Source organism: Cytobacillus oceanisediminis 2691 (genome assembly GCF_000294775.2).
GTDB classification, from domain to species: Bacteria; Bacillota; Bacilli; order Bacillales; family Cytobacillaceae; genus Cytobacillus; species Cytobacillus pseudoceanisediminis.
On sequence record NZ_CP015506.1, the window covers coordinates 1,420,615 to 1,433,672 of the forward strand.

Genomic DNA, 13,058 nt, shown 5'->3' on the forward strand with positions numbered 1-13,058 from the left:
GGGTAATAGTTTAAGTGAACGCTCATATTTTTTAGAAATAGATAAAAGCGTTTACACTTTTGTGCAAACGGTTGTACTTTTTGCATTACTCAACAGATTTATTTAAAGGGGGCAATATCATGAAAAAGTCACTATCTTTCTTTATGATGCTGGTATTAGTGATCGGAATGCTGGCAGCTTGCGGTCCTCAGCGTGAGGCACAGCCGGAAAACACAGATAAAGATAACGGCACAAGCGAAAACCAGGCTGAAGAGCCAAAACCGGAAAAATTAGTAGTTTGGGAAGACACAGATAAAGGCATAGCTTTAAAGCCTGCCATTGAGTCTTTTGAAAAAGAATATGGAATTAAAGTTGAATTTAAAGAGTTGGGCATGGCAGATAAGATCCGTGACCAATTAAGACTTGATGGACCTGCGGGAAATGCACCTGACGTTGTTACACTTCCTCATGACCAGATTGGCCAGGTTGTAACTGAAGGTCTTCTTCAGGAAATCCAGGTAGAAGACAGTGTTCTTGATACTTTCACAGAATCATCCATCACTGCTCAAATGTTTGACGGAAAATTATATGGTCTTCCAAAAGCAACTGAAACACCAGTTTTCATCTATAATAAAGCATTAATGGAAAAAGCTCCTGAAACAATGGATGAGCTTTACACTCAAGCTAAAGAATTGACGGCTGGCGGACAGTACGGATTCCTGGCTCTATTCGATAACTTCTATTTCGCACACGGACCTATTGCTGGCATGGGCGGATATGTTTTCAAGGAAAATGACGGTGCATTAGACCGTGAAGATGTAGGCTTAAACAACGAAGGCGCTGTTGAAGGTGCTGAGTTCATTCAAAAATGGTACAGTGAGGGCTTATTCCCTAAAGGAATCATCGGGGAAAGCGGCGGAGCAGCAATGGATGGCTTATTCAATGAAGGAAAAGCTGCTTCTGTTATGAATGGTCCATGGGCACTTCAAGGCATGAAGGATGCAGGAATTGATGTTGGAGTTTCTGTAATGCCAAAGCTTCCTAACGGTGAGCCTGTTAAAACATTCATGGGTGTTAAAGGCTGGCATGTAACTGCATTCACTAAAAACCCTTATTGGGCAACAAAATTTGTTGAGCATATTACAAATGAAGAAAACTCAAAAATCCGTTTCGAGACAACTCAGGAAATCCCTCCTGTAAAATCTCTTATTGAAGATCCTGTAATTGCAGACAATGAAGCTGCAAAAGCAGTCGCAGAGCAATCTCAATATGCTGTTCCAATGCCAAACATTCCTGAAATGGCTGAAGTCTGGGGACCAATGGCCTCTGCACTTCAAACGATTGCAACAGGAAAAGCTGAACCAAAGGCAGCACTTGACGATGCAGTAAAAACGATTAAAACAAATATCGAAACAAATCACCCTGCCAAGTAAATCTTGACAGACAAAGGGCGGTACCTCCCAGGAGGTATTGCCCATCATTTTTATATAATGCCAAAAACAGCAGAAGGAGCCCGCTTCGGCTTAGCTCCAAGAGCCGCTGTCGTCTGGAGCTAGACAGTTAATCAACTTCAGAATTAATACATTCATATCTTTAAATAGAAGCGGCAGAAGCCGCTTTCCTGTTCCTCTTTAAAGCAACCGTTTGCACAAAAACAGCCGCTATTATTTTGGAAATGAATTATAATAATAGAAAATACTTTCTCCTATAAAGAAAGGGGAGGCCACAGCCATATGGAAACAAAAAAAATGACATCCAATCATGGAAGAAATGCTGCTCTATTATCCATCCTGCCTGGATTTGGACAGTTTTATAATAAACAATTCGTGAAAGGTGCCATATTCTTAATTCTTACTGTTTCGTTCTTTGCAGCATTCTATGACACACTAAATTGGGGATTCTGGGGACTTATTACACTGGGGGAAATTCCAGTTCTGGACCACTCAATTTTTCTCCTGATCGATGGAATTATCGCACTGATTGTAACAGCATTGGGACTTATCATATATGCTTTCAATATTTATGATGCATATAATAATGGAAAAAAACGTGATTTGGGGCTGAAATTAAACAGTGTCAGGGAACAGTACCACAATCTCCTTGATAATGGTTTTCCATATTTAATGATATCACCAGGATTTTTTCTCTTAGTTTTCGTAGTTATTTTTCCTATCTTATTCGTAGTTCTTCTTGCATTTACAAACTATGATCTATATCATTCTCCGCCTGCAAAACTGGTAGATTGGGTTGGCATTCAGAATTTTATCGATATCTTCAAGCTGGATTTATGGAGAAAAACCTTCTTTGGCGTAATGGGCTGGACAATAGTCTGGACTTTTGTAGCTACCTCTTTGCAGGTAGCTCTGGGTATTTTCCTGGCAATTCTCGTTAACCAGAAGGATCTTAAAGGGAAAGCGATTATCCGAACAATTTTCATTCTCCCTTGGGCAGTTCCTGCATTTATATCGATCCTGATTTTCTCAGGGATGTTCAATGAGACATTTGGTGTGATTAATAAAACGATTCTGGATGCAATTGGCATCGGTCCTGTTCCATGGATGACAGAGGAAAATTGGACACGTTTAGCATTAATTTTCATTCAGTCATGGCTTGGATTCCCGTTCATTTTTGCTATGACAACAGGTGTGCTGCAGTCCATTCCGGATGAGCTTTATGAAGCTGCAACAGTGGATGGTGCAACGATCCTGCAGAAATTCACAAAAATCACTCTGCCGCTGGTTCTTTTTGCAACGGCACCCATTATCATTACTCAGTATACATTCAACTTCAACAACTTTAATGTTATCTTCTTGTTTAATGGCGGGGGACCGGCCATTCCGGGCCAAAATGCCGGCGGTTCGGATATTCTTATATCCTGGATTTATAAACTGACAATGACTTCTGCCCAATACGGCAAAGCCGCTGCAGTTACCATGATCCTATCACTCATAGTCATCACGGTAGCCCTATGGCAGTTTAGAAGAACAAAATCATTCCAAGAAGAGGATTTGATGTAGCTATGAGCATGAAGAAAAATAAAATTATCCGGCTGACTTTTTCCTATGTAATCATTGCCTTGATGAGCTTTATTGTGATTTATCCGCTTTTGTGGGTAGTGGGTTCTTCCTTAAATCCAGGCCAAAGTTTGTCGGGATCCACAATGTTTCCTGAAAATCCGACATTAGACCATTACAAATACCTTTTTGATTCAGATAAATCCAATTATGTTAAATGGTACTGGAATTCTTTGAAAATAAGTACATTGACCATGATTTTAACGGTTATTACAGTATCCTTCACCGCGTACTCATTTTCCCGTTACCGCTTTATCGGAAGGAAAAATGGATTATTAACTTTCCTGATACTGCAAATGATACCCAACTTTGCAGCGCTGATTGCCATATTTGTATTAGCGACAAGAACAGGTTTAATTGATACACATCTTGGATTAATCCTTGTGTATGTCGGCGGACAGATTCCAATGAATACCTGGCTGATGAAGGGTTATCTCGATACGATTCCAAAAGAACTTGATGAATCTGCGAAAATGGATGGTGCGAGCCATCTGCGTGTCTTCTGGCAAATTGTTATGCCGCTGGCAAAACCAATTGTTGCGGTAGTTGCGCTATTTTCATTCATAGCTCCTTTTGGGGATTTTATCCTTGCAAGAATTTTATTAAGAACAGATGAAAAGTTCACAATGGCTGTAGGATTGTATGAAATGGTTGCGAAGCAATTTGGAAATGAATTTACAAAGTTTGCTGCTGGCTCTGTTTTAATTGCCATTCCGATTGCTGCACTGTTCCTTATGTTCCAAAAATACTTTGTATCTGGTTTGACGGCAGGGGGAACAAAAGGCTAATCTTAAAGGGCTGAAACTTTACTGGCCGCTGCAGTCTGCGAACTGAACTGGATTGCAGTCTCTCAGCGGCTTGAAAAATGAAGGAGGAGCGGCGATGAATAAAGGAATCATAACCTTCATCTTAATCCCGTTTCTTCTTTTTTATGCCCTGCCGGCAGGAGCAGCTGAAAAAGAAGAGCGTAAATGGCAAGATGAAACATTTTATTTCTTAATGGTTGACCGATTTAGCAATGGAGATCCCAACAATGACTTTAAAGTCGATGTTCAGGACCCAAAAGCTTATCATGGCGGAGATTTTAAGGGGATTACAGAACGCCTGGATTATATTAAAGATATGGGGTTTACCGCAATTTGGCTGACTCCCGTTTTTGATAATGAAGAGAAGGGCTATCACGGTTATTGGATTAAAGATTTTTATAACACGGAAGAGCACTTTGGCACAATGGATGAATTGAAGCAGTTAGTCCAAGAAGCTCACAAAAGAGATATGAAAGTGATTTTGGACTTTGTTGTAAATCATGTGGGCACCAATCACGAATGGGTTAATGACCCCGGGAAAAAGGACTGGTTCCATGAAAAACAAGATATCATCAACTGGACGAATCAATCTGAGATTGAAAATGGCTGGATTTATGGACTCCCTGATTTAAAGCAGGAAAACCCTGAGGTACAAAACTATTTAATTGATGCAGCAAAGTGGTGGATCGAAGAAACGGATATTGATGGATATCGTCTTGATACTGTAAAGCATGTTCCAAAATCATTCTGGACCGAATTCGCCAAAAATGTAAAGTCAGTCAAAGAAGACTTTTATTTGCTGGGGGAAGTATGGTCGGATGATCCAAAATATATTGCTGAATATGAAAAAACAGGAATAGACGGCTTTGTTGATTATCCTTTAAATGATCATTTAAGAACTGCCTTTGCAGAGCCTGACAAATCGTTAAGCTGGCTTTTTGCAAACTGGGACCGAAATAAGGCATTTTATGAAAATCCCTATCTAATGGGAAGCTTCATGGATAATCATGATACTGTCAGGTTCACTCGGGATGCTATCACAAAAAATCATCATCCGGGTCCAAGGTGGAAACTTGCCTTAACATACATGTATACCACACCTGGGATTCCAATTGTTTATTATGGAAGTGAAATAGCTATGGATGGCGGTGAGGACCCTGACAACCGCAGGCAAATGGATTTCCGTACAGATAAAGAACTGATTGATTATATCGCAAAACTTGGGGAAGTTAGGCAAATGCTGCCATCTTTAACAAGGGGCGACATGGAACTGCTGGAGGAAAAGGACGGTTTTGCCGTTTATAAACGGAATTACGAAGATGAAACAACGGTTATTGTGATCAATAATTCAACAAAGTCACAGAAAGCGGTACTTGATTCCACTCAATTAGAAGAAGGAAAAGAGCTTCGCGGCATGATTGCTGATGATCTCATCCGAGATAAAGACGGAAAATATGAGATGATCATTGACCGGGAAGAGGCTGAAGTATATGTTCTGGCAGAAAAATCGGGATTGAATATTCCGCTGATTGCTGCACTTGCAGCAGTTTATTCAGCCTTTATGATTTTTATCTATCTTTTATGGAAGCGGTCAAAACAGAAGAAATCCGAGTAATTTTGGCATTAGAGCCTCCCCTTCTTCCTATTCCTGTTAACTGTTTAAAAAAGGAAAGAAAATCAAACCTGTTTTGATTATAATATTAATAACAGAGACCTCACGGAGAGGGTGATTCTATTGGCAGTCACAATTAAAGATGTAGCAAAGATGGCAAAAGTTGCGCCTTCTACTGTTTCAAGGGTAATTGCCAACAATCCTCGCATCAGCGAGAAAACTAAGCAAAAAGTCAGGGAAGCAATGGAACAGTTAGGATATCATCCGAATTTTATTGCCCGAAGCCTTGCAAGCCAATCAACCCGCGCAATTGGGCTGATAATGCCCAGTTCTACGGATGTTGTATTTCAGAACCCCTTCTTTCCAACTGTCCTTAGGGGTCTGAGCGAGGGAGCCCATGAAAGGCATTATGCTCTCCATATGACAACCGGGAAAACAGATGATGAGATCTATGAAGGTGTTGTCCAAATGGTACAGGGCGGCCGGGTAGATGGAGTGATATTGCTGTATTCAAAAGTGGAGGATAAAGTTCTGGCCTTCTTAAAAGATAGGGATTTCCCATTTGTTGTTATTGGCAAGCCTTTTTCGGACGAAGAAGAAATCACTTACGTGGATAATAATAATTTCCGTGCAGCCAAAGAAGTAACGGAATATTTGATTAAGCTGGGCCATAAGCAAATTGCGTTTGTCGGCGGAAACTTGAATCTAACTGTTACAGTTGAACGTCTGCTCGGCTATGAAAAAGCATTAAGGGATGCTGGAATTGAACTGGTAAATGAGTATATTGTTCATGAAGAATTCTTAAAAGAAGGAGGCCAGGAAGCTGTCAGAGAACTCATTTCCCTGACAAAACCTCCAACCGCCCTTGTGGTTGCCGACGATTTAATGGCATTGGGTGTCCTGAATACTCTGGATGAAATGGGTATAAAAGTTCCTGAAGATATGTCTATCATCAGCTTTAATAATGTGCTTCTGGCTGAAATGTCCAGACCTCCTCTAACTTCTGTCGATATCAATATATTCGATTTGGGATTTGAATCTGCCCGAAGCCTTATATACAGAATTGAAAACCCGCGGGAGCCTGTAAAGCGCATTATTATTCCCCATAAAATTGTAAAACGCTGCTCATGCAGCAGTCCGAAAACTGAAGAACCACAGATTGTATCGTAAAAAAGGGAAGCCTGATGCAGGCTTCCCTTTTTTATCGCCGTCTAACGGTCAGTAAGACTCACCAATGGAAGACTCCAGAGGATTCATAAGAGATCATTGGGAGTCAAACTGCCCGTATAGGCCAGATTGGTTCAACTAACAATCAGAGGGGTTAGTTGAACACTTTCTGATTGAAGTTTCACTCTACCCGTTTACAATAGTGCCCCCATTCACATGAATCATCTGGCCGCTCACATAAGATGAATCATCACTGGCAAGATAGACATAAGCCGGAGCTAATTCATAAGGCTGTCCTGCTCTGCCTATTGGGGTATTTGATCCAAATTTTGATACCTTATCCGCTGTGAATGTAGATGGAATAAGCGGTGTCCAAATAGGTCCAGGAGCAACTCCATTTACGCGAATTCCCTGTCCAGCCAGCGATTTGGCCAATGAGCGTGTAAAGGAGACAATCGCTCCTTTTGTTGAAGAATAGTCGATTAGCTGCTCGTTGCCTTCATAAGCTGTTATCGAAGCAGTATTGATAATTGAGCTCCCTTTTTTAAGGTGAGGAAGTACTGCTTTTGTCAGATGGAAGAATGAAAAGATGTTTGTTCGGAATGTTTTTTCAAGCTGTTCAGCAGTGATATCGAGCAGGCTTTTTTGAGGATGCTGCTCGGCTGCATTATTAACCAGTACATCGATTTGCCCAAATTTATCAAGTGTTTTCCTGACTGCATCCTTACAGAATGTTTCGCTTCCAAGATCTCCGGAGATCAGCAGACAGTCTTGTCCTTCAGCCTGAATGGCCTCTTTAGTCTTTTCTGCGTCTTCATGTTCTTCCAGATAGACAATCGCCACGCTGGCTCCTTCTTTGGCAAAATTAATGGCAGCTGATTTTCCGATGCCGCTGTCTCCGCCTGTTATTAAAACAACTTTTCCTTTTAATTTATCGGACCCTTTATAATTTGGATCAACAGTTTGGGGCTCAGGCTGCATTGGCGCCTCTGTGCCGGGCTGATGATCCTGATGCTGAGGCGGAAATTCCTTTGGATTGTTTTGAGTATTAGACATTACGAAATCCCTCCAAATCATTAATACTCTTTTAATTCCATTTTATTATGGTAAAAAAACATGGAAATTATTTGCATTGCTCTTATATAATGGATTTAAAAAAGAGTGGGGGAACAGGATTTGCAGATTCGATCAGCTGACAAAAGTGATGCAGAAGCCATTTTGGCGCATTGCCGGAAAGCTTTTGGAGAAACTGATTTTTTAATGACTGAGGCGGATGAGTTTAATTTAACAATTGAAGAAGAGGAAGCGTGGCTTGAGCAGAGCATTAGAACTGGAGATCTTATTTTATTAGCGGAAGTTGACAATGAAGTGATTGGAATGCTGAACTTTCGGCGTTCAAAAAGCAAAAAGGTAAACCATCTGGGTTATTTCGGGATCACAATACAGAAGAAGCATTGTAACCAGGGACTGGGAAGCAAAATGATGGAGCAATTTTTGAAGTGGGCGCAAGAGGAGCCAGGTCTTGAAAAAGTATGCCTGGAAGTCTTTTCGTATAACCAAAGAGCAATCCATCTGTACAAGCGATTTGGATTTCAGGAGGAAGGACGCAAAATTAAACATATTAAAAGAAGCGATGGGTCTTATGCAGATGAATTAATGATGTATAAATTTGTAAAATAACCCTTAGCATTCTTTCTCAAACGGTGAAAATTATAAAATCAGCAAATAAATTCATTTAAGCAAGCTGGTTTTTCTGAAAAATTAAAAAAGCAAACGGATTTTCTCCGTTTGCTTAAAATTACCGATAATTTACGAATTGAACATCAACAGTCAAATCTGCCTCTTTAACAGCAGCAATAATCTTCTGCAGGTCATCGCGGTTTTTGCCGGTTACTCGGACCTGATCATCCTGAACCTGGCTCTTCACCTTTAAACCGCTGTTTTTAATAAGGGTATTGATCTTCTTGGCATTGTCTTTATCAATTCCCTGGACAAGCTTTGCTCTTTGGCGTACAGTTCCGCCTGATGCCCCCTCAATCTTGCTGTAATCAAGATTTTTTACAGGTATGCCCCTTTTTATCAATTTACTCAATAAAACATCTTTAAGCTGTTCCATTTTAAATTCATCATCAGATAGAAGCACGAGCTCTTCTTTATCGAGCTTTATATCACTTTTGCTGCCTTTAAAGTCATAACGGGTGGAGATTTCCTTCATGGCAATATTAATGGCATTGGTTACTTCAGAAAAGTCAACTTTGGATACAATATCAAATGAGCTTTCTTTAGACATGACAGCCTCCTTGGAGATAACATTTTAAGTTTCACTTCTTGTCCTTATTATAGTAAAATATAGCAGTTCAAACAACTTTAGGAGTTATGTGATCTTAATTGGGAAAGATTTAATATAATGAATATTTGTTTACTGGAAACTAAGAAGGAGGAAAAGGGATGGCTTTAGAAGAGAATTTAGGCCGTGCTGCTAAACTGATTGTTTCAAGGGAAGCGGCTTTTGGCTATTTTTTGACGGATGGAGAGGAAGATGTTCTTCTTCATCAGAACGAGACAGATGAAAAGCTGGAGGAAGGACAGGAAGTCGAGGCTTTTCTTTATATGGACTCGCAGGGAAGAATTGCAGCAACAACTGTGATTCCGGAAGTTCAGGCTGGTACATATGGATGGGCGCATGTAAGTGATGTAAAGCCCGGCATCGGTGTATTTATCAACATCGGCATTCAGAAGGACATGCTCCTCGGTGAGGAAGATTTGCCTGTACATGAAGCCGTCTGGCCGATTGAAGGGGATAGGTTATACATTACACTCCGGGTGAATAAGAATAACAGAATTTATGTAAAAATGGCTACTGATCCTGTCATTACAGATATTTCAATAAAGGCAGCCAAAAGTGATTTTAATAAGAATATTCACGGACATATATATAGAACTGCAAAGGTTGGGAGCTGGATTTATACAGCTGAGGGCTTTAAAGGCTTTATCCATGAATCCCAGCGCAAAAGGGAGCCCCGTCTTGGCGAAAAAGTTGAGGGACGGATTGTTGATGTGAAAGAGGACGGAACAGTGAATGTTTCCCTTATACCCAGAAAACATGAGGTATTGGACGATGATTCCGAAAAAATCCTATCTTATCTTGAAAGCCGCAATGGTGCGATGCCATTTGGCGATAAAAGCGCGCCAGAAGATATACAGGAGCGTTTTCAGCTAAGCAAAGCTTCTTTTAAAAGGGCCTTGGGAAGGCTTATGAAGGAAGGCAAGGTTTATCAGGAAGATGGATGGACATATATAAAGAAAGACTAATTCACAATCTAAAAACGGACAAGCCAATGCTTGCCCGTTTTATTATTATAGATGATCTGTCTTTTTGGAATATTGGTTTTTCCCGGCTTTGCGGTTTTTCTCGCGCATCATATTTTTTTCGTGAAGAAGCGCATTATTGTCTTTTGCTTTTTTATCATTATCGGAAGTATGCGGCATAATAATAATACTCCTTTCACACTGAGAGGTTTATCCTTCAGAATATTACTGAAGTACAATCATATTGTCTGTCAGAATGAAATGGAGTATGTATTCTTCACTAGGTTTATATTTGCTTTTGGTAGAAAATCGCAATTGTTCCTGGACCCGTATGGGACCCGATTGCAGAGCCTATGGATGTAATATAGACTTCTTTGGCTTTTAGCTCTTCCAGGATTAATTTTTGCATTTCAAGAGCTGTGTCTTCATCATCAGCATGGCTGATGCCGACCGTCTGATTCTCAAACGAAGTCCCATTTTCTTTCATCAGCTCAATGATGCGGCGAAGAAGCTTTTTCTTGCCGCGCAGTTTCTCAATCGGTACAAGTTTGCCATCTTCTACAGTTAGCAGAGGTTTAATGTTCAAAAGTCCGCCTAGAAATGCGGAAGCTTTAGAAACACGGCCGCCTTTTGCCAGGTATTCGAGATCATTTACAGTGAATAAACTCTCGAGGTGCCGGCATCGAAGTTCGATATCTTGCTGTATGTCTTCCTTGGATGCGCCTGATTGTGCGTTAGCAGCCGCTGCCTTAACGATTAATCCATATCCCAATGAAGCCGCCTTAGAATCGATAATGGATAATTTGAAATCCGGGTATTTCTCTTTTACTTGCTCCAAAATCATTACAGCGGTCTGGTATGTACCTGAGAGTCCGGAGGAAAAAGAAACATAAATGCCGTCTTCATTTTGTTCTGCCATCTTCATGAACGTTTCCTCAAAATGGAGAGGGGATACCTGAGATGTTTTAGGCACCTGGCCCTCACGGATAGCATCATAAACATCCTTAGGTTCTATGGTGACTAAATCTTCATATTCTGTATCATTCAGTTGAACCTTTAATGGGAAAAGTGTGACGCCATTTTCTTCATAGAAGCTTAGCGGCAGATCACACGCACTGTCAGCTAAAATTTTTACTGACATTTTCTTTCACCTGCTTTCAAACTATATGAATTAAGTTTATAGAAATCAAGGAGAAAAAACAATGAATTGTGTTGAAAATGACACTTTTCGCAAGTCTAACGGGCAGTAAGACTCTTACTTTCAGAAATCAAAGGAATAGAAGGGATATAAGCGGGGGGCAAACTGCCCGTATGCTGTGAAAACGTATTTGTGACCCGCTTCCTCCCATAAGCTGCAGCTTTTGGTCGATGATTATGCTGACGAAGCCTTCCTTGTGCTGTGTGCCTCAACTAACAATCAGCGGGGAAAAATCCCCCGCTGATTGAAGATTCACTTTACTGGGTAAAGAAAATAATAAAAAAATTCAGGGGGTAAAAAATGGTTTGGTTAGAAACTAAGAAAGTATTTATTGTTTTGATTGGCGCGATATTGAACGCAATTGCGATGAATTTTTTTCTGATACCTGCCAATGTATATGCGAGCGGTTTTACAGGTGTGGCACAGCTATTATCAAGCATTCTTGGGGATTTTGGATCAACAGGAATTCTGCTGTTCATTCTAAATATTCCTGTAACCATTTTAGCCTGGAAGAAGGTTGGAAGGTCTTTTACTATTTACAGTTTTCTAAGCGTATTCTTAATGTCATTTTTCTTGGAAATCATACCGGTAATTCATGTTTCAAAAGATATTTTGCTTAATGCCGTTTTTGGAGGTGTGATTGCGGCTGTTGGCGTAGGGATAACACTGAAATGGGGGGCTTCTACAGGAGGAATGGATATCATCGCAATGGTATTGTCCCGAATGAAAGACAAGCCTGTCGGTACATATTTTTTCACACTTAACGCCATTATTATAATAACAGCTGGCTTTTTGTATGGATGGGAAAAAGCTTTATACACTCTTGTTACCCTTTATGCCTCAACCAGGGTCATTGATGCCATTCATACAAGACATGAGAAACTGACAGCATTAATTATAACGAAAAAATCGGAAGAAATGAAAAAAGCCATCCATGACCATCTGGTCAGGGGAATTACAACCATTCCGGCAAAGGGGGCTTTTACAAATGAAAACAAGGAAATGATGATGATTGTCATCACCCGTTATGAGTTATTCGACCTTGAAAGAATTATTAAAGAAGTAGATCCGAATGCCTTTACAAATATTGTCCAAACCGCTGGTGTTTATGGTTTCTTCCGCAGGGATTAAATAAATGGAGGGATGAAGGATGCTTCGGCTTTTGACTGCTGCTGCTCTGATTATCTTCACTATGCCTTTGCAAAGTTTTGAAGCTTCTAAAAAGGAAATGCCATTTGATTTTAAAGTAATGCCTCAAGCAGGAACGGAAACAATGGAGATAGAATTGCTTCTGAGGAATACTGCCAATTACCCGCTAAGCTTTGAGTTTAGGACTTCCCAATTTTACGAAGTAAATATATTAAATCAAAATGGCGAAATGGTATATTCCTCTTCAGAAGGTAAAGCATTTTTACAAGCTATACAGACCATTGCCGTCAAACCGGATGAATTCAAGGTGTGGAAAGAGCAGTGGGATTATCGGCACAATGGCAAAAGAGTAAAGGAAGGGGAGTACATTGTAAAAGCCAGGCTTTTGGCATCAAACTTAAATGGCAAAGAACTGGAGACCAAAGCGGAATCAGAAGCCTCTGTCTATATCCCAGGACAAAATCCTGCCTTTCGCCATGTTAAGGTTACTGGAGAGAATGGCTTATATTCAGTATCAATTGAAGGGCGTCCAAAAAACGGAAAGCTATGGTATACAGTTGAAGATGGCCATAATGAACTGCTGCCTGAAAAGGGAGTATCAGCTCTTTCAAATAACTGGGAGAACTATAATATAAAAGTAAGCATTCCTGCTGATAAATTGCCTGAAAACGGATCAGTGATTTTGCATTTATATGAAAAAAGCCATAATGACGGACATATTATAAATCCCTTTCCTGTTATCCTGGAAAGGAGGTAAAAAAGAA

13 protein-coding genes are annotated in these 13,058 nt (G+C 40.3%); 9 read left to right on the top strand and 4 right to left on the bottom strand.

Annotated elements, in window-relative coordinates; genetic code table 11:
• Positions 1 to 119 precede the first annotated feature (119 nt).
• From A361_RS07280 to A361_RS07300, 5 genes are all read left to right on the top strand, one after another.
• Complete coding sequence (locus A361_RS07280; protein ID WP_009331269.1) at positions 120 to 1,412, top strand: extracellular solute-binding protein; 1,293 nt, start codon at positions 120 to 122, stop codon at positions 1,410 to 1,412.
• Positions 1,413 to 1,712: 300 nt separating this feature from the next.
• On the top strand, positions 1,713 to 2,996 hold the full coding sequence (locus A361_RS07285) for a carbohydrate ABC transporter permease (RefSeq protein ID WP_009331268.1): 1,284 nt from the start codon (positions 1,713 to 1,715) through the stop codon (positions 2,994 to 2,996).
• Positions 2,997 to 2,998: 2 nt separating this feature from the next.
• Positions 2,999 to 3,841 carry a sugar ABC transporter permease gene (locus tag A361_RS07290; protein ID WP_019381459.1) on the top strand — a complete coding sequence of 281 codons (843 nt, stop codon included), beginning with the start codon at positions 2,999 to 3,001 and terminating at the stop codon, positions 3,839 to 3,841.
• A gap of 94 nt (positions 3,842 to 3,935) precedes the next feature.
• Positions 3,936 to 5,474, top strand: a complete 1,539-nt coding sequence (locus A361_RS07295; protein WP_019381460.1) for an alpha-amylase family glycosyl hydrolase — start codon at positions 3,936 to 3,938, stop codon at positions 5,472 to 5,474.
• Positions 5,475 to 5,594: 120 nt separating this feature from the next.
• Positions 5,595 to 6,641 carry a LacI family DNA-binding transcriptional regulator gene (locus A361_RS07300; RefSeq protein WP_009331265.1) on the top strand — a complete coding sequence of 349 codons (1,047 nt, stop codon included), beginning with the start codon at positions 5,595 to 5,597 and terminating at the stop codon, positions 6,639 to 6,641.
• 183 nt (positions 6,642 to 6,824) lie between these two features.
• On the opposite strand, the gene A361_RS07305 is transcribed toward A361_RS07300, so the two are convergent.
• Positions 6,825 to 7,694 (bottom strand): SDR family oxidoreductase, encoded by an 870-nt coding sequence (locus A361_RS07305; protein WP_019381461.1) that lies wholly within the window; start codon positions 7,692 to 7,694, stop codon positions 6,825 to 6,827.
• A gap of 120 nt (positions 7,695 to 7,814) precedes the next feature.
• On the opposite strand from A361_RS07305, the gene A361_RS07310 reads away from it, so the two are divergent.
• Positions 7,815 to 8,318 (top strand): GNAT family N-acetyltransferase, encoded by a 504-nt coding sequence (locus A361_RS07310; RefSeq protein WP_019381462.1) that lies wholly within the window; start codon positions 7,815 to 7,817, stop codon positions 8,316 to 8,318.
• 118 nt (positions 8,319 to 8,436) lie between these two features.
• On the opposite strand, the gene A361_RS07315 is transcribed toward A361_RS07310, so the two are convergent.
• Entirely contained in the window at positions 8,437 to 8,928 is a 492-nt protein-coding gene (locus A361_RS07315) for a YajQ family cyclic di-GMP-binding protein (protein WP_009331262.1), read from the bottom strand.
• A 158-nt stretch (positions 8,929 to 9,086) separates the two neighbouring features.
• Here A361_RS07315 and A361_RS07320 point away from each other — a divergent pair, with 158 nt between their 5' ends.
• The gene (locus A361_RS07320) at positions 9,087 to 9,950 is read left to right on the top strand and encodes a S1 RNA-binding domain-containing protein (RefSeq protein WP_009331261.1); all 864 of its coding nucleotides are present in this window, start codon (positions 9,087 to 9,089) and stop codon (positions 9,948 to 9,950) included.
• 45 nt (positions 9,951 to 9,995) lie between these two features.
• On the opposite strand, the gene A361_RS29300 is transcribed toward A361_RS07320, so the two are convergent.
• Positions 9,996 to 10,127 (bottom strand): DUF3941 domain-containing protein, encoded by a 132-nt coding sequence (locus tag A361_RS29300; protein WP_009331260.1) that lies wholly within the window; start codon positions 10,125 to 10,127, stop codon positions 9,996 to 9,998.
• A 106-nt stretch (positions 10,128 to 10,233) separates the two neighbouring features.
• Positions 10,234 to 11,088: a DegV family protein gene (locus A361_RS07325; protein WP_009331259.1), complete on the bottom strand. Its 855-nt coding sequence runs from the start codon at positions 11,086 to 11,088 to the stop codon at positions 10,234 to 10,236.
• Positions 11,089 to 11,445: 357 nt separating this feature from the next.
• On the opposite strand from A361_RS07325, the gene A361_RS07330 reads away from it, so the two are divergent.
• Both A361_RS07330 and A361_RS07335 read left to right on the top strand, forming a co-directional pair.
• The gene (locus A361_RS07330) at positions 11,446 to 12,276 is read left to right on the top strand and encodes a YitT family protein (protein ID WP_009331258.1); all 831 of its coding nucleotides are present in this window, start codon (positions 11,446 to 11,448) and stop codon (positions 12,274 to 12,276) included.
• Between the two features lie 19 nt (positions 12,277 to 12,295).
• Positions 12,296 to 13,051, top strand: a complete 756-nt coding sequence (locus A361_RS07335; RefSeq protein ID WP_009331257.1) for a BsuPI-related putative proteinase inhibitor — start codon at positions 12,296 to 12,298, stop codon at positions 13,049 to 13,051.
• The last annotated feature ends 7 nt before the right edge of the window (positions 13,052 to 13,058 follow it).

Coding starts and splice junctions, on each gene's coding strand:
- A361_RS07280 (WP_009331269.1), top strand. CDS start 120: ATGAAAAAGTCACTATCTTTCTTTATGATGCTGGTATTAGTGATCGGA.
- A361_RS07285 (WP_009331268.1), top strand. CDS start 1,713: ATGGAAACAAAAAAAATGACATCCAATCATGGAAGAAATGCTGCTCTA.
- A361_RS07290 (WP_019381459.1), top strand. CDS start 2,999: ATGAGCATGAAGAAAAATAAAATTATCCGGCTGACTTTTTCCTATGTA.
- A361_RS07295 (WP_019381460.1), top strand. CDS start 3,936: ATGAATAAAGGAATCATAACCTTCATCTTAATCCCGTTTCTTCTTTTT.
- A361_RS07305 (WP_019381461.1), bottom strand. CDS start 7,694: ATGTCTAATACTCAAAACAATCCAAAGGAATTTCCGCCTCAGCATCAG.
- A361_RS07315 (WP_009331262.1), bottom strand. CDS start 8,928: ATGTCTAAAGAAAGCTCATTTGATATTGTATCCAAAGTTGACTTTTCT.
- A361_RS07320 (WP_009331261.1), top strand. CDS start 9,087: ATGGCTTTAGAAGAGAATTTAGGCCGTGCTGCTAAACTGATTGTTTCA.
- A361_RS29300 (WP_009331260.1), bottom strand. CDS start 10,127: ATGCCGCATACTTCCGATAATGATAAAAAAGCAAAAGACAATAATGCG.
- A361_RS07325 (WP_009331259.1), bottom strand. CDS start 11,088: ATGTCAGTAAAAATTTTAGCTGACAGTGCGTGTGATCTGCCGCTAAGC.
- A361_RS07330 (WP_009331258.1), top strand. CDS start 11,446: ATGGTTTGGTTAGAAACTAAGAAAGTATTTATTGTTTTGATTGGCGCG.
- A361_RS07335 (WP_009331257.1), top strand. CDS start 12,296: ATGCTTCGGCTTTTGACTGCTGCTGCTCTGATTATCTTCACTATGCCT.